This window comes from Pseudomonas sp. R11F (genome assembly GCF_050312575.1).
Taxonomy (GTDB): domain Bacteria; phylum Pseudomonadota; class Gammaproteobacteria; order Pseudomonadales; family Pseudomonadaceae; genus Aquipseudomonas; species Aquipseudomonas palleroniana.
In genome coordinates, this window is sequence record NZ_JBNPJU010000024.1 from 24377 (window position 1) to 51182 (window position 26806).

Here is a 26806-nt window from a genome sequence, read left to right on the forward strand (position 1 = left end):
GGAGGCTCATCATGTTTTCTCGGCTGACCCACGTGCTGGTCAATGCCAGCGTCCGTCTCAAGCTCATCCTGGGATTCGGCCAAGTGCTGATCCTCAGTCTCCTGATCGCCATGACCGGCTGGCAAGCCTTGAACACCGCGCTGTATCACACCAGCAGCCTGACGGTATTGGGGCGGTTGGCCGTCGACACAGAAGCCATGCGCGCTGATCGTATCGTGTACCGCACCCTGACGGACGCCGACAGCCTGGCCAAGATGGCCACGAGCATCGAACAAATCGACGCACACCTGGCCGACCTTTCAAGCCGCTTGAAAGACCCCGCCGACCTGCAGCGCTTGCAGGAGGCAACGCGCTGGGTCGCGGATTTCAAGGCCGCCCTGGTGCAACTGCCGCCCTTGATCGAGCAACGCGAGAGCATTCGCCCCGCGCTCAAAAGAACGGCGCTGCAAGCCAGTGAGACGCTCGTCCAACTCGCCGGCGCATTACCCGACCCAGAAGACGGCAACGCCCATGGCGCCATCGAGCAGTTGCGCCAGGCCATGGAGCAGGCCGAGGAGCGTGTGCAAAGCCCGGCATGGGCCGCGCAATCATTGCAAGCCTACTCCGAGGCCATTGCCAAGACGCTCGACGCGCTGGAAGTCGCCCAGGCCGCAGTCACCACCTTGCCTGTCGACTCGGCGCAGCTCAAAACCGACCTGGCCACCTATCGCGAGCAACTCACCCGGCTCAAGGACGCGCAGCTCAACACTGAAACCGTGCAAAACCGCTTTGAACAGCAACTCAACCAGCTGCGCGAGCAAAACCTTGCGCTGATTGAAGGCCAGAACGCCCAGGGTGATGACGCCGCGAGCCACACACGTTTCCTGCTGATCAGCGTCACCGTGACAGCCTTGCTGCTCGGCGGCCTGGCCGCATGGTGGATCGCCCGGCAGATTGCCGTACCGCTACGCGCAGTCCTCACCGCTGCCCATCGCGTCGCCGACGGCGACCTGAGCCACGACACCCAGGCCGATCGCCATGATGAACTGGGCCAATTGCAACAGAGCATCGGACAAATGACCCGCAACCTGCGCAACCTGATCAGCCGCATCGGCGACAGTGCCCGGCAGATAGCCAGTGCGGCCACCCAATTGTCCGCCGTCACCTTGCAAACCCGCACGGGCGTGAACAACCAGAAAGACGAAACCGACCAGGTGGCCACGGCCATGAATGAAATGCTCGCGACCGCCCAGGAAGTCTCGCGACACGCCGAACAGGCGTCGGCCGCCGCCCAGGAAGCAGACCAACAGGCCAGCGCCGGAGAACAGGTGGTCGCGCAGGCGGTGGAGCAGATTGGTCACCTGGCGAGTGAAATGGCATTGTCCAGTCGCGCCATGCTCGCCTTGCAGCAGGAGAGCCAGAAAATCGGCAGCGTGCTGGATGTGATCAAATCCGTGTCCCAGCAAACCAACCTGCTGGCGTTGAACGCCGCCATCGAAGCGGCGCGCGCCGGGAGTGCCGGAGAAGGGTTTGCCGTGGTCGCCGATGAGGTACGCAGCCTGGCGCAACGCACCCAGGAATCGGCGGAAGAAATCGAAGGGCTGATCCTGGACCTGAACAAGGGCACCGAGCAGGTGGCGCAGATTCTGGACAGCAGCCGAAACCTGACCGACACCAGCGTCGGCCTGACCCGCGATGCCGGTCAAGCGTTGGTGGCGATTGCGCGCACGGTGTCGATCATCCAGGACATGAACCCGCAGATTGCCGCCGCCGCCGAGCAGCAAAGCGCGGTGGCCGAGGAGATCAATCGCAGTGTGTTGAAGGTGCGGGATGTGTCGGAACAGACGGCGACCGCCAGCGAAGAAACGGCGGCCGCCAGTGTTCAGTTGACGCGGCTGAGCCTGGATTTGCAGACGCTGATCGGCAAATTCAGGCTCTGACGCTTACAGGACCTGGCGTAAAAACGCTTGGGCCCGCGGGTCTTTGGGGGCATCGAAGAACTCGGCCGGGGACGCGTCTTCGAGCAACTTGCCGTGATCGAAGAACAGCACGCGGTCGGCGACTTCGCGAGCAAACCCCATCTCGTGGGTGACGCAGACCATGGTCATGCCTTCCAGGGCCAGGGTCTTCATCACGTCGAGCACTTCACCGACCATTTCCGGGTCAAGGGCCGAGGTGGGCTCATCGAACAACATCACCTTGGGCTCCATCGCCAGGGCGCGAGCAATTGCGACGCGCTGCTGTTGGCCGCCGGACAACCGTGATGGAAACTCGTTGGCCTTTTGCGCAATACCGACTTTTTCCAGCAGCGCCAGGGCCTTGGCCTCGCGTTCTTTCTTGGCGCGCTTGCGCACGACCTTTTGCGCCAGGCACAGGTTTTCCAGCACGGTCATGTGAGGGAACAGGTTGAAATGCTGGAACACCATGCCGACTTCACGCCGATAGGCGTTCACATCGGTTTTCGGATCAGCCAGCTGCAGGCCGTCGATGCTCACCGAGCCTGAATCGAACGTTTCCAGGCCATTGAGACAGCGCAGGAAAGTGGACTTGCCGGAGCCCGACGGGCCGATCACCACCAGCACTTCGCCCTTGGCCACTTGGGTGGTCACGTGGTCCACCGCGCGCACGACCTGGCCACGGGTATCGAAGACTTTTACCAGATCGCGGACTTCAATCACTTTGCGCGAGCCTCCGCTCAAGCCGGCTGGCCATTTTCGACAGCGGCAGGTTGATCAGCAGGTACAAGCCTGCCACACAGAACAGGATTTCAAATGGCGAGAACGAGGTGGTGATCACCTCCCGGCCGCTTTTGAGCAATTCGGTAATCGCAATCACCGACACCAGCGAGGTGTCCTTCACCAGGCTGATAAACTGCCCGGCCAGGGGCGGCAACACGCGCTTGAAGGCTTGCGGCAATACCACATGCCGCATCGACTGGCTGACACTCAACCCCAGGGAGCGCGCAGCTTCGTTCTGACCGCGGGCAATGGATTGCACACCCGCACGAACGATTTCCGCCACATAGGCGCCGGTAAACAGTGACAACGCAGCCACCCCGGCGAACTCCCGGGACAGGTTGAGCACGGTGCCGATGAAGAAATAGAAAATGAAGATCTGCACCAACAACGGCGTGCCGCGTACCAGTTCGACATAGATCGTCGACAGATCACGCAACGTCGGGTTGCTGGAGAGACGGCACAAGCCGGTCGCCAAGCCGATCGCCAACCCGAGCACCCCGGAGACCACCGATAACCACAAGGTGGTCCACAAGCCCCACATCAGCGGGCCCAACGCCCAATGGCGGGTCACGCCGACCACATCGCCTTCGGCCACATCATCGCCGCGCGCCACTTGCAGGCTGTTGTCGGCCACGCTCAGCTTCTGCTCCACACCGGCGTCGTTGCGCAGGGTGACTTCAGCCACATCGCCCTTGCGCACCAGTTCAACGACGGTGGAGATATCGGCGGCACGCTGGGAGGTCTCGGCCTGGTAGGCGAAGTACTGCGGTACGCGGTTCCAGCGCCACTCGTAGGACATCAGCGAAGTGGCGTAGTACAAGGCGCCAGCCAGGCCGACCAGCACGACCACGGTCAGCAGGTGCCAGGGCCATTGGGCTTTTTTCTGTTTCATTTCACTTTCCGGGATATGTGTCGCCTGTGAGACCGCCTTCGCGAGCAAGCCCGCTCCCACACTCGACCGCATGCTCATGCTGGAACTCGGTCAAATGTGGGAGCGGGCTTGCTCGCGAAGGACGCGACTCGGTCTTAAGCCTTATTCCATGTCCTTGAGCCACTCGGAGCTCTTGAACCACTTGTCATGGATACGATCGTAGGTGCCGTCGTTGCGGATCTGGTGCAGGAAGTTGTTGATGTAGTTGAGGCTGTCGTAATCGCCTTTCTTCAAACCGAACGCCAAGGGTTCGAACGTGAACGGTTCTTCCAGGAACACCAGCTTGCCGTTACCGACTTTTTTCTCGGCGACCACGTTGTAAGGCGCGTCATACACAAAGGCATCGGCCTTGCCGTTGACCACGTCCAGTACGCCTTCCTGCTCATTGTCATAGCCATGGTATTTGGCTTTGGAAATCAGTTTTTTGGCGACCATCTCACCGGTGGTGCCGAGCTTGGAGGTCAGGCGGAACTTCTCGTCGTTCAGGTCTTTATAGGACTTGATGGTGCCTTCCAGGTCTTTACGTATCAGCAGGGTCTGGCCGACGACGATGAAGGGTTCGCTGAAGTTCAGGCGCAGGTTACGTTCCTGGGTCAGGGTCATGCCGCTGCCGATCATGTCGAATTTACCGGTCAGGAACGCCGGGATGATCCCGTCATAACCGGTGGAGACCAGTTCCAGCTTGACGCCCATGGACTTGGCCAGCGCCTTGAGGATGTCGACTTCGAAGCCAATGATTTCACCGCGCTTGTCTGTCATTTCGAACGGCATGTAGGTCGGGTCCATGCCGACTTTGAGCGTGCCGCGCTTGACCGCATCATCGATGGCACCGGCCTGGGCCGCAGTGGCGGCGACCCACGCCGTGACGCCGAGCATCAGCATCGAAAGATACTTTTTCATCATCAAGTCCCCTGGACGGTTCTTATAAGAGCGGCGCGCAAAAGGGCTGCACCATTTCGGGGTGCGATCCTAACCCACTCGTTGCCCGTCACAAAGGCTTCACGGGTAAATGTTATCGGCGTATGTCGGAAATGCCCCACATGGGTGCAGCGAAGCGTGGGCGTAGACACATTGCCCTCTTCACTCGTCCATTGGGTTATGTGTAAACAGTTATGACTTTCAGTCGATTTCCGCCATCCAGGCAGTGTCCTTGAACCACTTGTCGTGCAGGCGATCGTAGGTCCCGTCCTGGGCCACCTGATTGAGGAAGTGGTTGATCCAGTTGAGGCTATCGTAGTCGCCCTTCTTCAGGCCGAAGGCCAGCGGTTCGAAGGTGAAGGGTTGTTCGAGCACCAGCAACGCACTGTTCTCGGGGCGGGTCATTGCAATCAGGTTGTAGGGTGCATCGTGCACAAAGGCATCTGCCTTGCCCTCCACGACCTGGCGCACACCTTCTTCAGGGGTTGCGAAACTGCTCAGGCGCGCCGCGCCCAGGAAGCGCTGCGCCGCCGCCAGCCCGGTGGTGCCTGCAGTGGCGGCGACGCGGTACTCGGCACTGTCCAGGTCTTCAATACTGGAAACCCTACCGGCCAGGCTTGGGTGCAGCAGGATGGTTTGGCCGACCACGATAAAGGAGTCGCTGAAATTCAGTTTCAGGTTGCGCTCCTGGGTCACCGTCATGCCGCTGCCGATCAGGTCAAACTGTTTGGCCACCAAGCCGGGCAGCAACTCGGTGTAAGGCACCGCCACCAGCTCGAGTTCGACCCCCAATGCACGGCTCATGGTCTGCAGCAGGTCGATCTCGAAGCCGACGATGCGCCCCTGCTTATCCGTCATTTCAAAGGGGATGTAGGTGGGCGTCGTGCCGACCCTCAGCACTCCCCGTCGAACCGCATCATCGAGGGCACCGGCATTCAACCAACCTGCGTAGATGCCTGCGACAACGCCGACCAGCCATGCTGAACCGTACCTCTTGAACATGAATACCCCCGTGGCAAGTCAAATCTGGGGGGCGATGCTACCCCAGCCACAGGCACGGCAATACGCCTCGAATCGAGGTCTTTTGTTTCGAAATAACAAGGAGTTAGAACAAAAAGGAAGAGACGCGAAACGCCGTAGGACCAGCGTTTCAAGCGCCCCCGAAGTGAGCCTTCGGGGGCGTCTGAATCAGGCCGGTTGGGCCTGGGACGACAGCGGTTGCAGCGGCAGCAACGGCGCGTGCGGATCAGCCTTGATCGAGGCACGCCAGGCGCCCAGCCATTCGGCGTGACCTTCACTCCAGACCTGCTGGTGCAGGCGGGCCAGGGCTACCGGATCGCTGAGCAGGGCCAGGCGTTCAGCGTTGTTGAGTGCGGCCGGGCCGACTTTCAACGCATGCCGCACCCGCTCGGCACGCAGGTGCTCGATCGGCTCTGCCTGACGGTGGCGCGAAGTCGCCAGGGCGCAGGCCAGGGCGTTCTGCTGCGGGTCGACCACCGAGCGCACAAACCCGTCATGCAGGGCGTGCCAACGGTTTTCGTGGGTGTACTGCTCGGTCGACAACAGCGCTTGCGGCGGGTTGTACTCCTCGGGGATCAGGAACAGGCTCTCGTCGCGGGACTTGAGGCCCAACTTGACCCGGCTGGAGATCACCGACACCGGGATCGACAACATCAGCGAGCCGACGATCGGGATCAGCCACCACAGGAAGCTTGGGTTCAACCACACCACCAACAAGGCCCACAAAAAGCCCAGCACGGTTTGCGGACCGTGGCGCTTGACGGCCTCGCTCCATGGCGTGGAATCGTCGTCACGTTGCGGCGAATTCCAGGTCGCAGCCCAACCGAGGAACGCGGCCAGTACGAAGCGGGTGTGGAAGATCATCCGCACCGGCGCCAGCAGCATGGAGAACAGCATCTCCAGCAGCATCGACAGCGTCACCTTGAACTTGCCACCGAACTCTTTCGCGCCCTTGGCCCAGATCAGGATGATGCTCAGCAGTTTAGGCAGGAACAGCAGCACGATGGTGGTGGAGAACAGCGCCACCGCCTTGTCCGGATGCCATTGCGGCCACAGCGGGTACAACTGGCGCGGCGCCATGAAGTACTGCGGCTCCATCAGGGTGTTCACCGCCAGCAGCGCGGTCGACAGCACCAGGAAGAAGAACCACAACGGCGCCGACAGGTAGGACATCACGCCGGTGAGGAACACCGCACGGTGCACCGGGTGCATGCCCTTGACCAGGAACAGGCGGAAGTTCATCAGGTTGCCGTGGCACCAGCGGCGGTCACGCTTGAGTTCATCCAGCAGGTTGGGAGGCAGTTCTTCGTAGCTGCCCGGCAAATCGTAGGCGATCCACACGCCCCAGCCGGCACGGCGCATCAGCGCAGCTTCGACGAAGTCGTGGGACAGAATCGCACCGGCGAATGCGCCTTTGCCTGGCAACGGCGCCAAGGCGCAGTGCTCGATGAACGGCTTCATGCGGATAATTGCGTTGTGGCCCCAGTAGTGGGATTCACCCAACTGCCAGAAGTGCAGGCCGGCAGTAAACAACGGGCCGTACACGCGGGTGGCGAACTGCTGCATGCGCGCATACAGCGTGTCCATGCCCGACGCACGCGGCGCGGTCTGGATAATCCCCGCGTCCGGCGTGGCTTCCATCAGGCGTACCAGGCTGGTCAGGCATTCGCCGCTCATCACGCTGTCGGCGTCGAGCACCACCATGTACTTGTAGTCACCGCCCCAGCGACGGCAGAAGTCGTCGAGGTTGCCGCTTTTACGCTTAACGCGGCGGCGACGGCGGCGGTAGAAGATCTTGCCGAAGCCACCGGCTTCGCGGCACACGTCCAGCCAGGCCTGTTGTTCGGCGATGCAGATATCGGCGTCGTTACTGTCGCTGAGCACGAAGAAATCGAAGCGGTCCAGGTCGCCTGTGGCGGCCACCGACTCGAAGGTAGCGCGCAAGCCGGCAAATACCCGGGGCACGTCTTCGTTACAGATCGGCATGACCAGCGCGGTACGGGCGTCCTTCGGAATCGGCTCGTCACCGGCACTTTTACCGGAGATCCGGTATTTATCGTGCCCCGTAAGCAGCTCCAAGAAGCCCATCAGCGCGGTCCAGAAACCCGCCGAGACCCAGCAGAACAAGATCCCGAACATGATCAGGATGCTGGTTTGCAGAGCGTAAGGCAGTACCTGTGTGGCGGTTTGCAGCAGGGTCTGGTTGCGGATCTCGTCGAAGTCGACCAGCGACCAGCCCTGGTACGGCATGATGCCTTTCATGTACCAGCCGGCCACGATGGTCTGGCCAAGCATCAAGATCAGCAGGATATAACGGCGGATCGAACCGACGGTGCGCCAGCGCGCAGCGGGCAATACACGCTCGTCTTTCGGCGGCTTGGGTGGGTTGGTGCGACCGGTCAAGCGGCGCCAGCCACGTACCAGGATATTGGTACGCCATGGCTCAGGCACCACCTTGGTCCGACGGATCGGCGGCGTGGCCTTCAGGCTGACCCGGCCGCTGGCGTCGAGCGCGAGCATTTCGGCGTCTTGCAGTTCCTCGGCGGTACTGAGGGTCAAGCGCGTGCCAACCGACGCCTGGGCGGCGTCGGTCGGTGCGTCGAACGTCTTCGACGACAGGCGTTCGTGCAATTCGCTGAAGGAGGTGCAGCCCGCCAGTTCGGCGCGCTGCTCGGCAGTCAACGGGAGATGCGCCAGGTACTCGGACAGAGTTTCTGGTTTGGCTTGTGAATTACTCATCGGCAGGCAACTGGTAGCTCCAGGTCTCGGTCAGGACTTGTTCGGTCTTGGCCGGCTCTGGGGTGGCAGGGGCAGCTTCGGGCTGTTTGGCTTCCTTGTCTTTCGCATCCTTGGCGTCTTTCTTGGCCTGTTTCTCGTGCTGCTTGGCCAGGACCTTGTCGGCCTTGAGCACGTGGCTCGAGTCCTGCTCAGGCGCCGGAGGAGGAACATCTTGCACCAGCGCCGCACGCATTTCGGTCGGCTTGCCTGCGTCCTTGATCTTCATTCGCAGGGTCAAGCGCCAGCCTTTGGTGTGCTCGTTGTAACGCACGCTGTTTTCAACCAGTTCGGCGTTGTCGCCGACACTCACCTGGCTGCGCACCGGGGCGTCCGCAGGCAGTGCCTTGAGGGACGGGCCCTCGAAGTCCACCAGGTAGGCCACGCTGCCGTCAGGCTGGCGAATCAGGTTCGACTGCTTCACGTCACCGGTGGAACGCAGGGTCTGCTTGACCCAGGCGCTATCGCTAGGGTGCAGGGCTTTCTCGTCCATGGTCCAGTGCAGGCGGTAGGAAACGTCCAGCGGCTGACCGACTTCAGGCAGGTTTTCCGGGCTCCAGAAGGCAACGATATTGTCGTTGGTTTCATCGGCGGTTGGAATTTCCACCAGGCTGACGGTGCCTTTGCCCCAGTCGCCTTCGGGCTCGATCCAGGCGCTTGGGCGCTTGTCGTAGTTGTCGTCCAGGTCTTCGTAGTGGCTGAAGTCGCGACCGCGTTGCAGCAGGCCGAAACCTTTCGGGTTTTCCACGGCGAAGCTGCTGACCGACAGGTGTTTAGGGTTGTTCAGCGGGCGCCAGATCCACTCGCCATTACCGGCGTGGATCGACAGGCCGCTGGAGTCGTGCAGCTCACGACGGTAGTTGAGCACCTTGGACGGCTGGTTGGCGCCGAACAGGTACATGCTGGTCAGCGGGGCAACGCCCAGCTTGCTGACCTTGTCGCGCAGGAACATCTGGGACTTGACGTCGACAATGGTGTCGGCGCCCGGACGCAGGGTCAGGCGATACGCCCCGGTGGCCCGTGGAGAGTCGAGCAAGGCAAAGATCACCAGTTGTTTCTCGCCCGGTTTCGGACGCTCGATCCAGAACTCGGTGAAACGCGGGAACTCCTCGCCGGACGGCAAGGCAGTGTCGATCGCCATGCCACGGGCGGACAAACCATAAGTCTGCCCCTTGCCGACAACGCGGAAATAGCTCGCGCCCAGCATGGTCATGATTTCGTCTTGCTTGTCGGCCTTGTTGATCGGGTACAGCACACGGAAACCGGCATAACCCAGCTGTTCGGTGGCTTTAGGGTCAAACTTCACGTCGCCGAAATCGAAACGAGTCGGGTCGTACTTGATTTCCTGGACGCTGTCGGCGGTCACTTCGTTGATTTTCACCGGTGTATCGAAATGCATACCCTGGTGATAGAAGGACAGTTTGAACGGGGTGTTCTGATCAGCCCACTCGGCTTTTTCGTTGCGGAAACGAATCTTCTGGTAGTCAGCGAATTTCATTTCGCGGAATTCGTTTGGCAAATTGCTGCGCGGAGCTTCGTATTTTTGCCCGGCCAGCTCTTTTGCCTTGGCCGACACATCATCCAGACTGAATGCCCACAGTTGACCCGCGCCGAACAGGCAAAACAGGGCAGAGCCCGTCACCAGTGCGTTTCGTAACCGTTTGGCAGACAATTTTGGTGCATTACAGGGACTAACAATCACGAGCAACCCTCGCCGAAAACAGATCAAAAAACCAACGGCCAGCTATCTATATGCCAGGTTGGCGAGCATTGTTCCGACTCCCCTGGGTCAAAATGATTCCCCAAAAGGCTATCGGACAAGTCTCTACCTAAGTCAAAAATGGACCAAACAACGCTGATCCCCGTAGCGCGCGATTATCTAGTAGCCCGCGAAACAACGCATCAGGGACAACGAAGTATTTGTAGTGAAACCCTGCGTTTTTAGGCATTAAAGTCGTTTTTAATACATTCATGTCTGTAAGAGGAAGGTCACAGGGCCATCATTGACCAAATGCACCTGCATATCAGCGCCAAAACGCCCTGACGCTACCTTGCCATGCAATTGTTGCGCTTGTAACAGCAAGTGTTCAAAAAGCGCCGCTCCCAGCGCCGGAGGGGCCGCCGTGGAGAAGCTCGGCCGCAGCCCGCTCTTGGTATCCGCTGCCAGGGTGAATTGCGACACCAGCAGCAAACCACCGTCGATGTCCTTCAAAGACAAGTTCATCTTGCCCTCATCATCGCCGAACACTCGATAGTTAAGCAGCTTGTGCAAAAGTTTGTCGGCGCTCTCGGGCGTATCTGAAGGCTCGACGGCGACCAGCACCAGTAAACCCTGGTCGATCGCCCCTACGACATCGCCCGCCACCTCGACCCGGGCGCCGCGCACCCGTTGCAACAAGCCCTTCATGCTTCTTCAGGCGGCAAGTTAAGCAGGTTGCGGGCCATTTCCCCGGTGGCACGCACCAAAGCATCGGTGATGCCGGGTTCGGATGCGGCATGGCCAGCCTCGCGAATAACCTGCAGCTCACTGTTGGGCCACGCCTGATGCAGCTCCCAGGCGTTATCCAGTGGGCAGATCATATCGTAGCGGCCATGGATGATTACGCCAGGCAGATGGGCGATCTTGTGCATGTCGCGAATCAGCTGGTCGGGCTCGAGGAATGAGTTGTTAGTGAAGTAATGGCACTCGATGCGAGCGATGGACAGCGCACGCTGCGGCTCGGCAAACCGCTCCACCTGCGCAGGGTTGGGGCACAGGCCCAGCATGCGCCCTTCCCAGGTCGACCACGCCTTGGCCGCGTGCATCTGGGCGATCTGGTCGTTGCCGGTCAGGCGTTTGTGGTAGGCACCCAGTAAATCATGGCGTTCATCCTGCGGGATAGGCGCGAGGTAATCCTGCCAGTAATCCGGGAACATGCGGCTGGCGCCCTCCTGGTAGAACCAGTGGATGTCCTTGGGACGAGCCAGGAAAATGCCGCGCACGATCAGGCCATGCACGCGCTCCGGGTGGGTTTGCGCGTAGGCCAGGGCCAGGGTCGAGCCCCAGGAGCCACCGAACAGCACCCATTTATCGATGCCCAGGTGTTCGCGGATGCGCTCCATATCGGCGACCAGATCCCAGGTGGTGTTGTTTTCCAGGTTGGCGCGAGGAGTGGAGCGCCCGCAGCCGCGCTGGTCGAAGGTGACGATGCGGTACAGGTTCGGATCAAAGTAGCAGCGGCTGTTGGCGTCGCAACCGGCACCGGGGCCACCATGGATGAAAATAACCGGCAAGCCTTCGGGAGAGCCACTTTCATCGACATACAGCGTGTGGACGTCATCGACAGCCAGATCGTGCCGGGCGTAGGGTTTGATCTGCGGGTACCAAGTCTGCATTGCGCGCTCCGTAGGGTGTCGGGTTCATCCCTGGGGGGACGTCTATTATTTTGCCGTCTGGCATCATAAACCCGAATTGTGCAATGAGCATGTCCTTGAGCAATTAGACCTGTGTCAGCACTTCGCTCCTCAGGAACTGCAGCAGATAGTCATACAGCCGATCCACCTCCGGCACTTGGCCGCGTGCGCGCAAACAGCCATGGATCAAACCTTTGCCCGGGTACAGCACGGCATTGACACCCGCCGCTTGCAAGCGCTCGGCATACAACATGCCGTCGTCGCGTAGCGGGTCGAATTGGGCCACCACGACCAGGGCGCTGGGCAAACGGCGCAAATCCTCGGCCAACAGCGGCATGGCATAAGCCGATGGCTTGCCTGCACCTTGCAGGTACAGCCGCGCGTAATAATCGGTGTCGTCGGTGCTGAGCAGCGGCGCGTCCCTGCAATCACGACGCGACGGCAAATCGGCCGGGCCACCCAAGCCTGGGTAAATCAGCACCTGAGCCTTGGGCAACGCTTGGCCAGCATCCCGCAGGCCCTGGCACAACGCCGCGGCCAGGTTGCCGCCGGCACTGTCGCCGATCACCACCAGACGTTGCAGGTTGATAGCGTGGGGCGCCTGCCCTGCCTGGACGGCCTGCCACACGTCGCGGCAATCGTCATAAGCTGCCGGGAACGGATGCTCCGGCGCCAAGCGGTAGTCGACGGCGATGACCAGCACCTGCAGCGTGCTGGCCAGTTCGAAGCAGATGAAATCATGGGAATCCAACCCACCGACGATCCAGCCACCGCCATGTATATAAAAAAGACATGGCCAGCCATCAGGTGGAGTGGACGCAGTCGCCAGATAACTGCGCACGCGCACGCCGGCCAGGGTGAAGTCACCGACCTGCAAGCCCGCTGGTTTCGGCGGGGTGAATGCCTGGCACATGCGGTCGTAGTTCTGGCGCAAACTGGCCAGGGATGAGTCGTCACTGGTGAAAGATTCGGTTTTGGCGACGAAAGCAGCAAGCTGCGGAGAAATTGGATACATGCGCGCATATCCTTAGCAATGAAGATCAAACTGTGGGAGCAACCCTGCTCCCACATTTGGATTTGTGATTGCCTCAGGGCTTGAGGCTGGCCTGAACCGCCGCCGTGCCATCACTGCCATCAAACGCTTGAACCCCGGCCAGCCAGCGCTGCAAATCCTCGGGGTGATCACGCAGCCACTGCCTGGCCACATCCTGGGGCGACTGGCGTTCCATAATCGGTACCATCAACTGGCTTTCCTGGGCGGCAGTGAAGGTCAGGTTTTCCAGCAGCCGGTTCGCATTGGGGCAGCGCTCGGCGAAGTCCGGCGCGGTGACGGTGGAGACCGTGGCGCGGCCTTCGTCAGGGCCAAACACATCGTCACTGCCGGTAAGGTAGGTCATCTTCATATTGATGTTCATCGGGTGCGGGGTCCAACCCACAAACACCACGAACTCCTTGCGATTCACTGCGCGCTGCACCGCCGCCAGCATGCCGGCCTCCCCCGAAGCGACCAGCTTGAAACCGCCGAGGCCGAAGTGGTCGGTGTCGATCATCTTCTGGATATCGGTGTTGGCCCCGCTGCCGGGCTCGATGCCATAGATCTTGCCGCCCAGCTTGTCCTTGAAGCGGGTGATATCGGCGAAGGTTTTCAGGCCCGCATCCGCAACGTATTGCGGCACGGCCAGGGTCGCCTGGGCGTCGGCGAGGCTGGGTTTGTCGAAGACCTTGACCTGCTTGGCCGCCAGGAACGGGGCGATGTTGTTGTCCATCGCCGGCTTCCAGTAACCCAGGAAGATATCCAGGCGCTTGTCGCGAATCCCGGCAAAGATGATCTGCTGCACGGCGCTGGTCTGCTTGCTGTCGTAGCCCAGACCGTTGAGCAATACGTCGGCCATGCCGGAGGTGGCGATCACATCGGTCCAGCTGACCACGCCCATACGGATGTTTTTGCAGGAACTTGGCTCGGCGGCCATGGCATTCGCGCTGAGCAGCACGGCACCAGTGAGGGACAACAACAGTTTTTTCATGGATGCGGGCTCACTCGGCTGTTTTTATTCAACAACCTTACCCAGCAGGGATGCTCTGAACACGAACGGTGGCGACCGACAGTTGCACTGTGGCGACTGTACACGCGTCATCGGGGGCAAGCCCCCTCCCACCTTTGATCGGGTTCACACAGCTAGGGGCATTGCTCCCGATGACAGTTCAGCCGTAGCGCTTTTGCCCCCAGGCCAAAAACGCCTCCAGCAACTGCTTCAACACCACGCGTGTCGGCTCGGCCAGGTCCGCGCGATAACGGAACGGTTCGAACTCTTCCATATAAGTGCACTGCCCCAACTCCAGCTGCACGGCATGGATGTCCTGGGCCGGGTTACCGTAGTGCCGGGTGATGTGCCCACCCTTGAAGCGCCCGTTCAGCACATGGGTGTACTGCGGATGGCTGGCGCAGATAGCCTCAAGCTGACTGGCCAACTCCGGGTCGCAGGCGGCGCCGTTGAACGTGCCGAGGTTGAAGTCCGGCAATTTCCCGTCGAACAGGTGCGGGATGACCGAACGGATCGAGTGCGCATCGAACAGCAAGGCATAGCCGAACTCGGCCTTGAGCCGTGCCAACTCCTCTTGCAGCGTGCGGTGATACGGCCCCCAGACCTTTTGCAGGTAGCTGGCGCGTTCGCTCTCGTCGGGTTCCAGCCCTTCACGGAACAACGGCACGCCGTCGAACAAGGTCGCCGGGTACAGGCCGGTGGTTGCACCGACATACAACGGCTTATCGTCAGACGGGCGGTTAAGGTCGATCACAAACCGCGAGTACTCGGCCGCCAGGCTGCTGGCGCCCAGTTCTTCGGCAAAGTCATACAACGTAGGGATGTGCCAGTCGGTGTCCGGCAGGCTTTGCGCCTCGGGGATCAAGCCGGCTTCGACGGCCGGCGTCAGGCGCACACCGGCGTGGGGCATGCTGATCAACAGCGGCACACGGCCTTGCTTGAATGTCAGAACCTTATCCACAACAACACTCCTCAAACAGTGACGTCGACGCCATGGCGCACGACGCGTTTATCCAACTCCCCGCCCAGCCAGTAGGCAAGGTCGGCGGGACGATCGATCTGCCATGCGACAAAATCCGCGACCTTGCCCACTTCCAGCGAACCATGGGTGTCCCCCATCCCCAGTGCGGTGGCCGCATGTTGGGTGGCGCCGGCCAGGGCTTCTTCCGGGGTCATGCGGAACAGGGTGCAGGCCATGTTCAGCATCAGGCGCACCGACAGCGCGGGCGAAGTGCCGGGGTTGAGGTCGCTGGCGATGGCGATCTTCACCCCGTGCTTGCGCAGGGCGTCCATCGGCGGCAGTTGGGTTTCGCGCAGGAAGTAGAACGCGCCCGGCAGCAAGACGGCGACGGTGCCGGAGGCGGCCATGGCGATGGCGTCGGCTTCGGTCATGAATTCCAGATGGTCCGCCGACAACGCGTGATAGCGCGCCGCCAGGCTGGAGCCATGCAACGATGACAGTTGCTCGGCGTGCAGCTTCACCGGCAGGCCCAGTTGCTGGGCGACTTTGAACACACGCTCCACCTGCTCCGGGGAAAACGCCAGGTATTCGCAGAAGGCATCCACCGCATCCACCAGCCCTTCGGCTGCCAGGGCGGGCAGCATCTCGGTACAGATGTGTTCGATGTAAGCGTCGGCGCGATCCTTGTACTCCGGCGGCAATGCGTGGGCAGCCAGGCATGTCGCACGCACGCTGACCGGGAGAGCTTCGCCGAGGCGCCGCGCAACCCGCAGCATCTTGCGTTCGTTGACCAGGTCCAGGCCGTAACCGGACTTGATCTCGACCGTGGTCACGCCGTCACGCAACAAACTGCGCAGGCGCTTGCGGCTGCTTTCGAACAGTTCGTCTTCGGTGGCGGCACGGGTGGCGCGCACGGTGCTGGCAATACCGCCACCCTTGGCCGCGATTTCGGCATAGCTGACGCCTTCCAGGCGCTGCTCGAATTCGCCGCTGCGATTGCCGCCGAACACCGTGTGGGTGTGGCAGTCGATCAGCCCGGGGGTAACCCACGCGCCTTGCAGGTCATGCACCTGGGCGTAGTCCGCCGTCGGCGCCTGGCTGCGGGGGCCGATCCACTCGATGAGCGAACCTGCGGTGACCATGGCGGCATCCTCGATGATCGAGTACTTGCCATGAGCCATGGTTGCGACGTGGCAGTGTTGCCAAAGCGTTTTCATCAACGCCTCCCTAAGTTAACGATGAGACAGAACCGACTCGTAATGGACCTTGGCCGCTTGTCCGGCAGCAGGCTTGACCCACAGCAGGTAAGCCACCACCAACAACACGATCCATACAGCCCCGACCAGCAAAGCGGCCTGGGTGTCCGGGAAGTACCCCAGCACACCAAACACGAACAGCATGAAGACGATGGCCGCAGCCGGCGCATAGGGCCAGAACGGCACCGGGAATTTCAACTCGGCCACTTGCTCCCGGGTCATGGAACGGCGCATGGCCACCTGGGTGAACAGGATCATCAGCCACACCCACACGGTGGCAAACGTGGCAATCGAGGCGATCAGCAGGAACACGTTTTCCGGGATCAGGTAGTTGAGCACCACACCGCCGAGCAACGCCGCGCCCATCACCACCACAGTCATCCACGGCACGCCCTGCCGGGACAACCGGGCAAACCCCTTGGGCGCCTGCCCTTGCTGGGCCAGGCCGTACATCATGCGACCGGCGCCGAAGATGTCACTGTTGATGGCCGACACCGCCGCCGAAATCACCACAATATTGAGGATGGTCGCTGCCGAGCCGATGCCGAGGTTGCTGAAGATCTGCACAAACGGACTGCCCTGGCTGCCGATCTGCGGCCATGGGTAGATCGCCATCAATACAAACAACGTCAGCACGTAGAACAACAGGATGCGCAACGGCACGGCGTTGATCGCCTTGGGGATCACGCGTTGCGGGTCTTTGGCTTCACCGGCGGTGATGCCGATGATTTCAATGCCACCGAAGGCGAACATCACCACCGCGAACGAGGCGATCAAGCCACCGACGCCGTTGGGCATAAAACCGCCATGGGCCCAGAGGTTGCTCAGGCCACTGGCCTGGGTTTCACCGGCCGAGTGAATGCCCAAGAGCATGATGCCCAAGCCGCCGAGGATCATCGCGACAATGGCGCCGACCTTGAGCAGCGACAGCCAGAACTCCATCTCGCCAAAGACTTTGACGTTGCACAGGTTCAGGCCGCCGATCAGAAACACGATGCCCAGCACCCAGACCCAGCGCGCAACTTCCGGAAACCAGAAGCCCATATAGATGCCGAAGGCGGTGACGTCGGCGAGGCAGACGATGATCATTTCAAACGCGTAGGTCCAACCGAGGATGAAGCCGGCCATGGGCCCCAGGTAGGTACTGGCGTATTGGCCAAAAGAACCGGCCACCGGGTTGTGCACCGCCATCTCGCCGAGGGCGCGCATTACCATGAACACGGCGGCGCCGCCGATCAGGTAGGCCAGAAGCACGGCAGGACCGGCCATCTGGATGGCGGAGGCGGAGCCGTAGAACAACCCGGTGCCGATGGCCGAACCGAGTGCCATGAAGCGAATATGTCGAGCTGAAAGCCCGCGTTTCAAACCCTTTTCTTGCTGGTGCATTTCTCTTCCCTAATTATTGTTATCCCGAGAAAAACCGAGCCTGTAGTGAGCGGGCAAGCCCGCTCACTACAGGTTTTGCGGTTAGAGGCTTGGCAACAACTTGGCCGGCACCAGTTCATTCAGGCAGCGGCTGGCGAGCAGTTCGCTGGCGGCATTGATATCCGGGGCGAAGAAGCGGTCCTTGTCGTAGAAACCGACTTTAGCGCGCAACAGGCCGCGGGCTTTTTCCAGTTTCGTCGAGGTTTTCAAGCCATCGCGCAGATCCAGGCCCTGGCAGGCAGCCAGCCATTCCACTGCCAGGATGCCACGAGTGTTTTCAGCCATTTCCCACAAACGCTTGCCGGCAGCCGGAGCCATCGACACATGGTCTTCCTGGTTGGCGGACGTCGGCAGGCTGTCGACACTATGGGGATGGGCCAACGCCTTGTTCTCACTGGCAAGCGCCGCCGCCGTCACCTGGGCGATCATGAAGCCGGAGTTCACCCCGCCATTGCCCACCAGGAACGGCGGCAGTTGCGACATGTGCTTGTCCATCATCAACGAGATACGACGCTCGCTCAGGGAGCCGATTTCGGCGATGGCCAAGGCGATATTGTCGGCGGCCATGGCCACCGGTTCGGCGTGGAAGTTACCGCCGGAGATCACGTCGCCTTCGGCAGCAAATACCAATGGGTTGTCCGACACGGCATTGGCTTCCACCACCAGCACTTCGGCAGCCTGGCGGAACTGGGTCAGGCAGGCGCCCATGACTTGCGGCTGGCAGCGCAGGGAGTACGGGTCTTGCACTTTGTCGCAGTTCTGGTGCGACTTGGACACTTCGCTGCTGTCGCCCAGCAGGTCACGATAAGCCGCTGCCGAATCGATCTGCCCACGCTGGCCGCGTGCCGCGTGAATGCGTGCATCGAACGGCGAGCGCGAACCGAGCACGGCTTCCACGGTAAGGCCACCGCACGCCAGGGCGCCGGCGAACAGGTCTTCGCCTTCGAACAGGCCACGCAGGGCATAGGCCGTGGACACCTGGGTACCGTTGAGCAGCGCCAGGCCTTCTTTGGCGGCCAGGGTCAGTGGCGTCAGGCCGGCGACTTTCAGCGCTTCGGTGGCTTCCAGCCATTGGCCCTTGTAACGCGCCTTGCCTTCGCCGAGCAGCACCAGCGACATATGGGCCAATGGCGCCAAGTCACCGGAGGCACCCACCGAGCCCTTAAGCGGAATGTGCGGGTACACCTCGGCGTTGATCAGCGCGATGAGCGCGTTGATCACCTGGCGGCGAATCCCGGAGAAGCCACGGCTCAGGCTGTTGACCTTGAGCACCATGATCAGCCGCACCAACGCATCGCTGATCGGCTCGCCGACGCCGGCGGCGTGCGACAGCACCAGGGAGCGCTGCAGGTTTTCCAGGTCTTCGCTGGCGATACGGGTCGAGGCCAGCAAGCCGAACCCGGTGTTGATGCCGTAGGCGGTGCGGTTCTCGGCGAGAATCTGCTCCACGCAGGCGACGCTGGCATCGATCTGCGCCGTGGCGCTGTCATCCAGGCTGAGGGTTACCGGCTGTTGGTAGATGGCCCGCAGTTGAGCAAGACTCAGTTGGCCTGGAATCAGATTTAGCGCAGTCACATTCATACTCCTTGTGAATTATTCTTTTGAATACGGGATAGGGGTTCAGTGCAAATTCGGTAGTTCAGTGTCTTTGAGCAACTGGGCGGCGGCTGCAATATCCGGCGCCAGCCAGCGATCCTGCTCGTACGCGGGGACCACTTCACGCAGCAAACGCCAGGCTTTGTCGGTACCTGCGCCGAAGCGCTGATCTTTGAGGAATTCAAATGCCTGGGCCGCCAGCAGGTACTCGATGGCCAGGATCTGGGTGACGTTGGCCAATAGCTGATGCAGTTTGAGCGCAGCGTTGGTGCCCATGCTCAGGTGGTCTTCCTGCAAGCCCGAGGTGACGAAGTTGTCGAGCACCGCCGGTTGCGCCAACTGACGGTTCTGCCCGCACAGGGAAGCGGCCACGTACTGCACGATCATCATCCCGGAGTTGACGCCGGGGTTGCTGACCAGAAAAGCCGGCAACCCGCTGACATGAGGATTGATCAGGCGGTCCAGGCGACGTTCGGCCACCGAGCCGATTTCGGCCATGGCAATCGCCAGCAGGTCGGCCGCCAAGGCGACGGACTGGCCGTGAGGATTGGCCTGGGACACCACGCGGTAGTGGTCCGGCGTGCCGAGCAGCAACGGGTTGTCAGTGGCACTGTTGAGTTCGGTCTCGATCTGGCGGGTAGCGTGTTCCACTTGATCACGCGCCGCACCGTGGATCTGCGGGATCGAACGGATGCTCAGCGCGTCCTGGGTGCGGATGCCTTTACTGCTGGCGATCACCTCGCTGCCGTCGAGCAAGGCGCGCAGGTTGATGCCGACCTGTTGCATGCCGGGATGCGGTTTAAGCGCGATGATTGCTTCGTCGAACGCATCCATTTGCCCGCGCTGGGCCTCGAAGCTCATGGCCCCGATCACATCGGCCCATTGCAGCAGATGATGGGCATCGGCCAGGGCCAGGCAGCTCAGGCCGGTCATGCACGGCGTGCCGTTGACCAGGCACAAGCCGTCCTTGGCGCCAAGCGCCACCGGCTGCAGACCTTCCGCGTCCAGGGCCTGTTGCGCCGTGACGATCCGGCCGCGATAGCTCACGTTGCCAACCCCCAGCAAGGCCACGCCGACATGGGCCATGTGGGTCAGGTAGCCCACCGAGCCCTGGGACGGTACTTGCGGCGTGATGCCGTGGTTGAGCAGCGCCAGCAGCGAATGCACCACCTGCGGGTGCAGGCCGGATTTGCCATGGCTGTAATTGATCACGGCCGCGCAAATGATTGCGCGGGTCTGTTCGTCACTCAGCACCGGGCCCACGCCACAGGCATGGCTCAACAGCGTATTGCGCGACAGTTGGCTGAGTTGCTCACCCTTGAGCGACACATTGCACAGCGCGCCCAGGCCGGTGTTCACGCCATAGGCGCGCTCACCGCTGGTGACGATGCGCTGCACGATGGCCTGGGCATTGTCGATCCGCGCCCAGGCCTGCCCCGAAAGCTCGAGTACCGCGCCGTGACGGGCCACGGCGACCACGTCCTGCCAACGCAGCGGAGCGTCGGCGATGATGATTTTTGCAGGCTGGGACATCTTCATACCTTTTGATCGTTCCCACGCTCTGCGTGGGAGTGCCGCCTGGGACGCTAGGCGTCCCGCTGTAGGGAGTGACGCAGAGCGTCACGGGATGCATTCCCACGCAGAGCGTGGGAACAATCATCATCTAGACCACCGCCGCCCGCCGCTGAACAAACCGGTCCACATACTCGTCCGCCGGTGCATGCAGGATCTCCCGTGGCGTTCCGACCTGGATCAGCTTGCCGTCCTTGAGGATCGCAATGCGGTTGCCGATGCGCACGGCCTCATCGAGATCATGGGTGATGAACACGATGGTTTTGTGCAGGGTCTTTTGCAGCTCCAGCAATTGGTCCTGCATCTCGGCGCGGATCAGCGGGTCGAGGGCGCTGAAGGCTTCGTCCATCAGGATGATGTCGGTGTCGGCCGCCAACGCACGCGCCAGGCCCACACGCTGGCGCATGCCACCGGAGAGCTGGTGCGGATATTTTTTTTCGTAGCCTTTGAGGCCCACGGTTTCGACCCAGTGTTGGGCACGTTCAGCGCAGACCTGCTTGCTTTCGCCGCGCACTTTCAGGCCGTAGGCGACATTGTCGAGCACACTCTTGTGGGGCAGCAGGCCGAAGCTTTGGAAGACCATGCTGATCTTGTGTCGACGGAATTGGCGCAGGGCCTCCATGTCCAGTTGCAGGATGTCTTCGCCGTCCACCAGGATCGCGCCGCTGGTAGGGTCGATCAGGCGGTTGAAGTGGCGTACCAGCGTGGACTTGCCGGAGCCGGACAGGCCCATGATCACGAAGATCTCGCCGGTGCCGATGCTCAGGGACAAATCGTTCACGCCGACCACACAACCGGTCTCGGCCAGCACCTGGTCCTTGGTCTTGCCCTGGCCCACCAGCGCCAGGGCTTCCTGGGCGCGGTTGCCGAAAATCTTGAAGACGTTTTTAACTTCGATTTTGCTGACGGTAGTCATTTGCTCGCCTCATGCCGTGGACGACCATAGGCCTGGGTAATGCGGTCAATGACCACTGCAAGAATCACGATCGCGAGGCCCGCTTCAAGGCCACGGCCGACGTTGAGAGTCTGGATGCCGACCAGCACATCTTCACCCAAGCCACGGGCGCCGATCATCGAAGCGATCACCACCATGGACAACGCCATCATGGTGGTCTGGTTGATCCCGGCCATGATGCTCGGCAGGGCCAGCGGCAGTTGCACACCGAACAGTTGTTGCCAGCGGTTGGCGCCAAACGCGTTGATGGCCTCCATGACTTCGCCGTCGACCTGGCGAATCCCCAGGTCGGTGAGACGAATCAGCGGCGGTGCGGCGTAGATCACCGTGGCGAAGATCGCCGGCACCTTGCCCAGGCCGAACAACATCAGCACCGGGATCAGGTACACGAAGCTGGGCATGGTCTGCATGATGTCCAGCAACGGCATCAATACCGAACGCAAGCGGTTGCTGCGCGCCGACAGAATGCCCAAGGGAATGCCAATCAGCACCGAAATCACCGTGGCGACCATCATCAGCGCCAGGGTTTGCATCAGTTTGTCCCACAGGCCAACCGCGCCCACCAGGAACAGCAGGCCAACGATGACGGCAGTGGTGACCACTTTGCGGGTGGCGTGCCACGCGACGCCACCGACGATGACCAGCATCAGCCACCAGGGGGCTGCGCGCAGCAAGCCTTCCAGGTTGACGATGGCCCATAGCAGGGTGTCGGAAATGTGCCGGAACACATCGCCATAGTTGGTGACCAACGCATCCACCCAACCGTTGACCCAGTCGGCAATGGAAAACGTAAAACTCTCAGGAAACATAGCGTGCTCTCGGTCCAGTGGGTTGCGGGCAGGCGCCCGGCTTGCCCCTCAGGGTAGCCGGGTGCGCTTGACCTACAAGGCCGCGTCGATTTTCTTGGCTGCGTCGTCGCTCACCCATGCGTGCCAGACTTCAGGATGTTCCTTGAGGAACAGTTTCGCCAGTTTTGGCGAGTCAATTCGCTCTTTGGCCATGCGGCCCAGGTTCTGGTTCAGCAAGTCGATCGGCAGGTTGACCTTCTCCAGCACGGCCACCAGTTCCGGCGCCTGCTCGTGGAAGGTCTTGGACAAGCCGACCTTGATGCTCACGCTTTTATCCACACCCGGTTTTTCTTCCAGCTTGACCAGGTCGACCTGGCCCATCAGCGGCGTCGGCGACCAGTAGTAGAACAGGATCGGTTCGCCACGCTTGTAGCTCGACAGCACCGCCGCATCCAGCGCAGGCCCGGTGCCCGGGCGGAAGTTGGTGTAGGTGCTTTCCAGGCCGTAGCTTTTGAGCATTTCGCTGTTGTCCAGCTCACAGGTCCAACCGGCCGGGCAGTTATAGAAGCGGCCCTTGGACGGCTCTTCCGGGTCCTTGAAAACCGCGGCGTATTGGGCGAGGTCGGCGATGTTCTTCAGGCCCGGCGCCTTGGGTTCCAGCTTGCGCTTGGCGTCGCCCTCGATCACATAGCGCGGCACGTACCAGCCTTCGATAGCGCCGACCACAGGCGCACCGACGCCGACGACTTTGCCGGCCTTCTCGGCTTTGTTCCAGACTTCGCTGCGGCCGACCCACTCTTCGGCAAACACTTGGATGTCATTGCTGCTCAGGGCGTTTTCCATGGTGATGGAGTTGCCCGGCAGGCTGTCGGTTTTGCAGCCGTAGCCTTTTTCAAGCACGGTTTGCAGGATGTCGGTGAGCAACATGCCGCTTTCCCAGTTCAGGCCGGCAAACTTCACCGGTTTACCGGATTCGCACCAACCTGCTGCCTGGGCACCAGCGCTGGCGAGTAAACCGGCACAGAGCACGCTGGCCAGCAGGGTCTTATTCATTTTCATTGTTGTAACGCTCCCAAACTTGAAATGGATTACGGCAGTCAGTAGGCATCCTGCCCTGTCCACGTCCCATCAGGCTTGTGCAGCCAGCCCGTTTGTCGTTGTTGGTGTAGCGCCCTGCTCTACCGGCAGGATCAGGTGGTCGGGTACCGTGCCGTGCCATTTTTTCGCACACACGTAATACAGGGCCGCCGGCAGTACCAGGCCGATGATCCAGGAAATGTCCACGTCACCCAGGGCGGCGACCAGGGGACCGGTGTAGAACTTGGTGGAGATAAACGGCAACTGCACCAGCACGCCGAAGACATAGACACTGATACCGAGCAGGTTCCAGCGACCGTAACGACCGTTCGGGTCGGCCAGCGCCGGCACGTCATAGCGCTCGCGGGTAATGCAGTAGTAGTCCACCAGGTTGATCGCACTCCAGGGCGTAAAGAACGCCAGCAGGAACAGGATGAAAGACTTGAACGCCCCGAGGAACGAATGCTGGCCGAGCAACGCGATCAGGGTTGCGGTGCCGACAATGATCAGCACGAACACCAGGCGCTGCAGGCGCGTGACCTCCAGGCGACCGCGAAAGCCGCTGATGATGGTCGCAATGCACATGAAACTGCCGTAGGAGTTCAGCGTAGAGATGGTGACCTTGCCGAACGCGATGCTGAAATACAGCAACGCAGCGGTGGCCCCCGTACCGCTCAAGCCAACGATGTAGGCCACTTCGTGACCGGCGAACTGCCCGTTGGACATGGCTGCCGCGAACACGCCGAGGATCATCGCCACCTGTGCGCCGACGACCGAACCTGCGCCGGCGGCGAAAAAGGTCTTCACCGATGACGTCTTGCTCGGCAGATAACGCGAGTAGTCCGCCACGTAAGGGCCGAAGGCGATCTGCCAGGAGGCCGCGAGCGACACTGCCAGCAGAAAACTGCTCCAGCTGAAGTGGCGGATCTGCAGCAGAGCGCCAACGTCGGTCTGGCTCAACAGGCGACTGAACAGGTACACAAAGGCGATCACCCCAATCACGCTGGCGACACGACCGATGAAGTGGATCACGCGGTAGCCCAGGACCGTGACCAGCACGATGACACTGGCAAAGAGCAGGATGCCGACGCTGTCGCTGACCCCGAACAACTGGCCCAGCGCCTGACCGGACAACACCGTCCCGGTGGCGGTGAAACCGAGGTACATCAGACAGACCAGCACGATCGGGATGGCTGCGCCATACACGCCGAACTGCACCCGGCTGGAGATCATCTGCGGCAGGCCAAGCTTGGGCCCCTGCGCCGCATGCAACGCCATGACGCCACCGCCGATCAGTTGGCCGATCAACAGACCGATCAACGACCAGAACACATCACCGCCCAGCACCACGGCCAGGGCCCCGGTGACAATCGCGGTGATTTGCAGGTTGGCACCCATCCACAGGGTGAACTGGCTCAATAGACGACCGTGTCTTTCCGCTTCCGGGATGTAGTCGATCGAACGCCTTTCGATCAACGGGGTGGTGCTTGCACGTGCGTCATTTGCAGCCATGTGTGTTCAACCTCTGATGGATTGTTTTCTGGTTCATTGCCCGTCAAATGGGGGTTATTTGATCATCGGGAGATTGAGGCCCTGCTCCTTGGCGCAGTCGATCGCGATCTGGTAACCGGCATCCGCGTGACGCATCACGCCAGTGGCCGGGTCGTTGTGCAGCACGCGAGCAATGCGCTCGGCCGCTTCATCGGTACCGTCGCAGACGATCACCATGCCGGAGTGCTGGGAGAAGCCCATGCCCACGCCCCCGCCGTGGTGCAGCGAAACCCAAGTCGCGCCGCTGGCGGTGTTGAGCAAGGCGTTGAGCAACGGCCAGTCGGAAACGGCGTCGGACCCGTCCTGCATCGATTCGGTCTCGCGGTTCGGGCTGGATACCGAACCGGAGTCCAGATGGTCACGGCCGATCACCACCGGTGCCGACAGCTCGCCGCTGCGCACCATTTCGTTGAACGCCAGGCCCAGCTTGGCGCGCTGGCCCAGGCCAACCCAGCAGATACGTGCCGGCAAGCCCTGGAAGCTGATGCGCTCGCGGGCCATGTCCAGCCAGTTGTGCAGGTGGGCGTCGTCCGGGATCAGCTCTTTGACTTTGGCGTCGGTCTTGTAGATGTCCTGCGGGTCGCCGGACAGCGCCGCCCATCGGAACGGGCCGATACCACGGCAGAACAATGGGCGAATGTAGGCCGGTACGAAACCTGGGAAGTCGAATGCGTTTTCCACGCCTTCTTCCTGGGCCATCTGGCGGATGTTGTTACCGTAGTCGAACGTCGGGATGCCTTGCTTCTGGAATTCCAGCATGGCTTTGACATGCACGGCCATCGACTGCTTGGCGGCCTTGATCACGGCAGCCGGTTCGGTCTTGGCGCGGGCGCGGTATTCGTCCCAGGTCCAGCCGGCCGGCAGGTAGCCGTTGAGTGGGTCGTGGGCGCTGGTCTGGTCGGTGACCATATCCGGGCGCACGCCACGCTTGACCAGCTCCGGCAGGATTTCCGCAGCGTTACCCAGCAAGGCGATAGAGATGGCCTTGCCTTCCTTGGTGTATTTGGCGATGCGGGCCAGGGCGTCGTCGAGGTCGGTGGCCTGCTCGTCGACATAACGGCTGTTGAGGCGGAAGTCGATGCTGACCTGCTGGCATTCAATGTTCAGCGAGCACGCGCCGGCCAAGGTGGCAGCCAGAGGTTGCGCACCGCCCATGCCGCCGAGGCCGGCGGTGAGAACCCAGCGGCCGGTAAGGTCGCTGTTGTAGTGCTGGCGACCGGCTTCGACGAAGGTTTCGTAGGTGCCCTGGACGATGCCCTGGCTGCCGATGTAGATCCAGCTGCCGGCGGTCATCTGACCATACATGGCCAGGCCCTTGGCATCCAGTTCGTTGAAGTGTTCCCAACTGGCCCAGTGCGGTACCAGGTTGGAGTTGGCGATCAGCACACGCGGTGCATTGCTGTGGGTCTTGAACACGCCGACCGGCTTGCCGGATTGCACCAGCAGGGTTTCATCGTCATTGAGTTGAGTAAGGCTCTCGACGATCTGGTCGTAGCATTCCCAGTTGCGCGCCGCACGACCGATGCCGCCGTACACCACCAATTCTTTCGGGTTTTCGGCCACTTGTGGGTCGAGGTTGTTCATCAGCATGCGCAGTGGCGCCTCTGTCAGCCAGCTTTTGGCGGTGAGTGTGTTACCGCGGGCCGCGCGGATTTCGACGTCACGGTATTTTGTAGGCTTGGCTTTAGAAAAATCGGTCACGACTGGACTCCTCGGCATGATGCGCGAACTGGGATGGTGCGAAGGAGAGTCTTACGCACACATCTTTACTTGTACATACAAGCATATGCAATCAAGCGGCCAACTTTTTGGAAGGAGCGCTGCAGGTT

General features: G+C 61.3%; 20 protein-coding genes and 1 pseudogene. 1 reads left to right on the forward strand and 20 read right to left on the reverse strand.

Annotated elements, in window-relative coordinates:
- Positions 1-11: 11 nt before the first annotated feature.
- The gene (locus ACQRBV_RS07265) at positions 12-1919 is read left to right on the forward strand and encodes a methyl-accepting chemotaxis protein (RefSeq protein WP_411985301.1); all 1908 of its coding nucleotides are present in this window, start codon (positions 12-14) and stop codon (positions 1917-1919) included.
- Between the two features lie 3 nt (positions 1920-1922).
- Here ACQRBV_RS07265 and ACQRBV_RS07270 read toward each other — a convergent pair whose 3' ends face one another.
- The 20 genes and pseudogenes from ACQRBV_RS07270 to hutU form a co-directional block, all read right to left on the reverse strand.
- Positions 1923-2657 carry an amino acid ABC transporter ATP-binding protein gene (locus ACQRBV_RS07270; protein WP_060754570.1) on the reverse strand — a complete coding sequence of 245 codons (735 nt, stop codon included), beginning with the start codon at positions 2655-2657 and terminating at the stop codon, positions 1923-1925.
- On the reverse strand, positions 2650-3609 hold the full coding sequence (locus ACQRBV_RS07275; protein ID WP_060754571.1) for an amino acid ABC transporter permease: 960 nt from the start codon (positions 3607-3609) through the stop codon (positions 2650-2652). The genes ACQRBV_RS07270 and ACQRBV_RS07275 overlap by 8 nt, the downstream gene beginning before the upstream one ends.
- 141 nt (positions 3610-3750) lie before the next feature.
- Complete coding sequence (locus ACQRBV_RS07280; RefSeq protein ID WP_060754572.1) at positions 3751-4548, reverse strand: transporter substrate-binding domain-containing protein; 798 nt, start codon at positions 4546-4548, stop codon at positions 3751-3753.
- Positions 4549-4767: 219 nt separating this feature from the next.
- Positions 4768-5568, reverse strand: a complete 801-nt coding sequence (locus ACQRBV_RS07285; protein ID WP_411985302.1) for a transporter substrate-binding domain-containing protein — start codon at positions 5566-5568, stop codon at positions 4768-4770.
- A gap of 148 nt (positions 5569-5716) precedes the next feature.
- Positions 5717-8325 (reverse strand): annotated as a pseudogene (gene mdoH / locus ACQRBV_RS07290) (glucans biosynthesis glucosyltransferase MdoH).
- The gene (locus ACQRBV_RS07295) at positions 8318-10063 is read right to left on the reverse strand and encodes a glucan biosynthesis protein G (protein WP_090372265.1); all 1746 of its coding nucleotides are present in this window, start codon (positions 10061-10063) and stop codon (positions 8318-8320) included. The pseudogene mdoH and the gene ACQRBV_RS07295 overlap by 8 nt, the downstream one beginning before the upstream one ends.
- A gap of 267 nt (positions 10064-10330) precedes the next feature.
- Positions 10331-10768 carry a D-aminoacyl-tRNA deacylase gene (gene dtd / locus ACQRBV_RS07300; protein WP_411985303.1) on the reverse strand — a complete coding sequence of 146 codons (438 nt, stop codon included), beginning with the start codon at positions 10766-10768 and terminating at the stop codon, positions 10331-10333.
- Complete coding sequence (gene pip, locus ACQRBV_RS07305) at positions 10765-11736, reverse strand: prolyl aminopeptidase (RefSeq protein ID WP_411985304.1); 972 nt, start codon at positions 11734-11736, stop codon at positions 10765-10767. Before pip ends, dtd begins: the two co-directional genes overlap by 4 nt.
- 103 nt (positions 11737-11839) lie before the next feature.
- A complete protein-coding gene (locus ACQRBV_RS07310) occupies positions 11840-12769 on the reverse strand; it encodes an alpha/beta hydrolase (RefSeq protein ID WP_411985305.1) in 930 nt (309 codons plus the stop codon).
- Positions 12770-12842: 73 nt separating this feature from the next.
- Positions 12843-13778 carry a choline ABC transporter substrate-binding protein gene (locus ACQRBV_RS07315; protein ID WP_090367333.1) on the reverse strand — a complete coding sequence of 312 codons (936 nt, stop codon included), beginning with the start codon at positions 13776-13778 and terminating at the stop codon, positions 12843-12845.
- 178 nt (positions 13779-13956) lie between these two features.
- Positions 13957-14757 carry an N-formylglutamate deformylase gene (gene hutG, locus ACQRBV_RS07320; protein WP_411985306.1) on the reverse strand — a complete coding sequence of 267 codons (801 nt, stop codon included), beginning with the start codon at positions 14755-14757 and terminating at the stop codon, positions 13957-13959.
- Positions 14758-14768: 11 nt separating this feature from the next.
- Entirely contained in the window at positions 14769-15974 is a 1206-nt protein-coding gene (gene hutI, locus ACQRBV_RS07325) for an imidazolonepropionase (RefSeq protein WP_411985307.1), read from the reverse strand.
- A 15-nt stretch (positions 15975-15989) separates the two neighbouring features.
- On the reverse strand, positions 15990-17399 hold the full coding sequence (locus ACQRBV_RS07330) for an amino acid permease (protein ID WP_104995286.1): 1410 nt from the start codon (positions 17397-17399) through the stop codon (positions 15990-15992).
- 81 nt (positions 17400-17480) lie between these two features.
- Complete coding sequence (gene hutH / locus ACQRBV_RS07335) at positions 17481-19019, reverse strand: histidine ammonia-lyase (RefSeq protein WP_145977739.1); 1539 nt, start codon at positions 19017-19019, stop codon at positions 17481-17483.
- Positions 19020-19058: 39 nt separating this feature from the next.
- The gene (locus ACQRBV_RS07340) at positions 19059-20567 is read right to left on the reverse strand and encodes an HAL/PAL/TAL family ammonia-lyase (RefSeq protein ID WP_411985308.1); all 1509 of its coding nucleotides are present in this window, start codon (positions 20565-20567) and stop codon (positions 19059-19061) included.
- A 130-nt stretch (positions 20568-20697) separates the two neighbouring features.
- Positions 20698-21522 (reverse strand): quaternary amine ABC transporter ATP-binding protein, encoded by an 825-nt coding sequence (locus ACQRBV_RS07345; protein WP_205344120.1) that lies wholly within the window; start codon positions 21520-21522, stop codon positions 20698-20700.
- Positions 21519-22370 carry an ABC transporter permease gene (locus ACQRBV_RS07350; protein ID WP_411985309.1) on the reverse strand — a complete coding sequence of 284 codons (852 nt, stop codon included), beginning with the start codon at positions 22368-22370 and terminating at the stop codon, positions 21519-21521. The genes ACQRBV_RS07345 and ACQRBV_RS07350 overlap by 4 nt, the downstream gene beginning before the upstream one ends.
- 72 nt (positions 22371-22442) lie before the next feature.
- Complete coding sequence (locus ACQRBV_RS07355; RefSeq protein WP_104995284.1) at positions 22443-23408, reverse strand: ABC transporter substrate-binding protein; 966 nt, start codon at positions 23406-23408, stop codon at positions 22443-22445.
- Between the two features lie 69 nt (positions 23409-23477).
- Entirely contained in the window at positions 23478-24938 is a 1461-nt protein-coding gene (locus ACQRBV_RS07360; RefSeq protein ID WP_411985310.1) for a purine-cytosine permease family protein, read from the reverse strand.
- Positions 24939-24992: 54 nt separating this feature from the next.
- Positions 24993-26678 carry a urocanate hydratase gene (gene hutU, locus ACQRBV_RS07365; RefSeq protein WP_411985311.1) on the reverse strand — a complete coding sequence of 562 codons (1686 nt, stop codon included), beginning with the start codon at positions 26676-26678 and terminating at the stop codon, positions 24993-24995.
- Positions 26679-26806 lie beyond the last annotated feature (128 nt).

Excerpts from the sequence above, each read along its gene's own strand:
- ACQRBV_RS07265 (WP_411985301.1), top strand. The coding sequence starts at position 12 with ATGTTTTCTCGGCTGACCCACGTGCTGGTCAATGCCAGCGTCCGTCTC.
- ACQRBV_RS07275 (WP_060754571.1), bottom strand. The coding sequence starts at position 3,609 with ATGAAACAGAAAAAAGCCCAATGGCCCTGGCACCTGCTGACCGTGGTC.
- ACQRBV_RS07280 (WP_060754572.1), bottom strand. The coding sequence starts at position 4,548 with ATGAAAAAGTATCTTTCGATGCTGATGCTCGGCGTCACGGCGTGGGTC.
- ACQRBV_RS07285 (WP_411985302.1), bottom strand. The coding sequence starts at position 5,568 with ATGTTCAAGAGGTACGGTTCAGCATGGCTGGTCGGCGTTGTCGCAGGC.
- dtd (WP_411985303.1), bottom strand. The coding sequence starts at position 10,768 with ATGAAGGGCTTGTTGCAACGGGTGCGCGGCGCCCGGGTCGAGGTGGCG.
- pip (WP_411985304.1), bottom strand. The coding sequence starts at position 11,736 with ATGCAGACTTGGTACCCGCAGATCAAACCCTACGCCCGGCACGATCTG.
- ACQRBV_RS07310 (WP_411985305.1), bottom strand. The coding sequence starts at position 12,769 with ATGTATCCAATTTCTCCGCAGCTTGCTGCTTTCGTCGCCAAAACCGAA.
- ACQRBV_RS07315 (WP_090367333.1), bottom strand. The coding sequence starts at position 13,778 with ATGAAAAAACTGTTGTTGTCCCTCACTGGTGCCGTGCTGCTCAGCGCG.
- hutI (WP_411985307.1), bottom strand. The coding sequence starts at position 15,974 with ATGAAAACGCTTTGGCAACACTGCCACGTCGCAACCATGGCTCATGGC.
- ACQRBV_RS07330 (WP_104995286.1), bottom strand. The coding sequence starts at position 17,399 with ATGCACCAGCAAGAAAAGGGTTTGAAACGCGGGCTTTCAGCTCGACAT.
- hutH (WP_145977739.1), bottom strand. The coding sequence starts at position 19,019 with ATGAATGTGACTGCGCTAAATCTGATTCCAGGCCAACTGAGTCTTGCT.
- ACQRBV_RS07340 (WP_411985308.1), bottom strand. The coding sequence starts at position 20,567 with ATGTCCCAGCCTGCAAAAATCATCATCGCCGACGCTCCGCTGCGTTGG.
- ACQRBV_RS07345 (WP_205344120.1), bottom strand. The coding sequence starts at position 21,522 with ATGACTACCGTCAGCAAAATCGAAGTTAAAAACGTCTTCAAGATTTTC.
- ACQRBV_RS07350 (WP_411985309.1), bottom strand. The coding sequence starts at position 22,370 with ATGTTTCCTGAGAGTTTTACGTTTTCCATTGCCGACTGGGTCAACGGT.
- ACQRBV_RS07355 (WP_104995284.1), bottom strand. The coding sequence starts at position 23,408 with ATGAAAATGAATAAGACCCTGCTGGCCAGCGTGCTCTGTGCCGGTTTA.
- ACQRBV_RS07360 (WP_411985310.1), bottom strand. The coding sequence starts at position 24,938 with ATGGCTGCAAATGACGCACGTGCAAGCACCACCCCGTTGATCGAAAGG.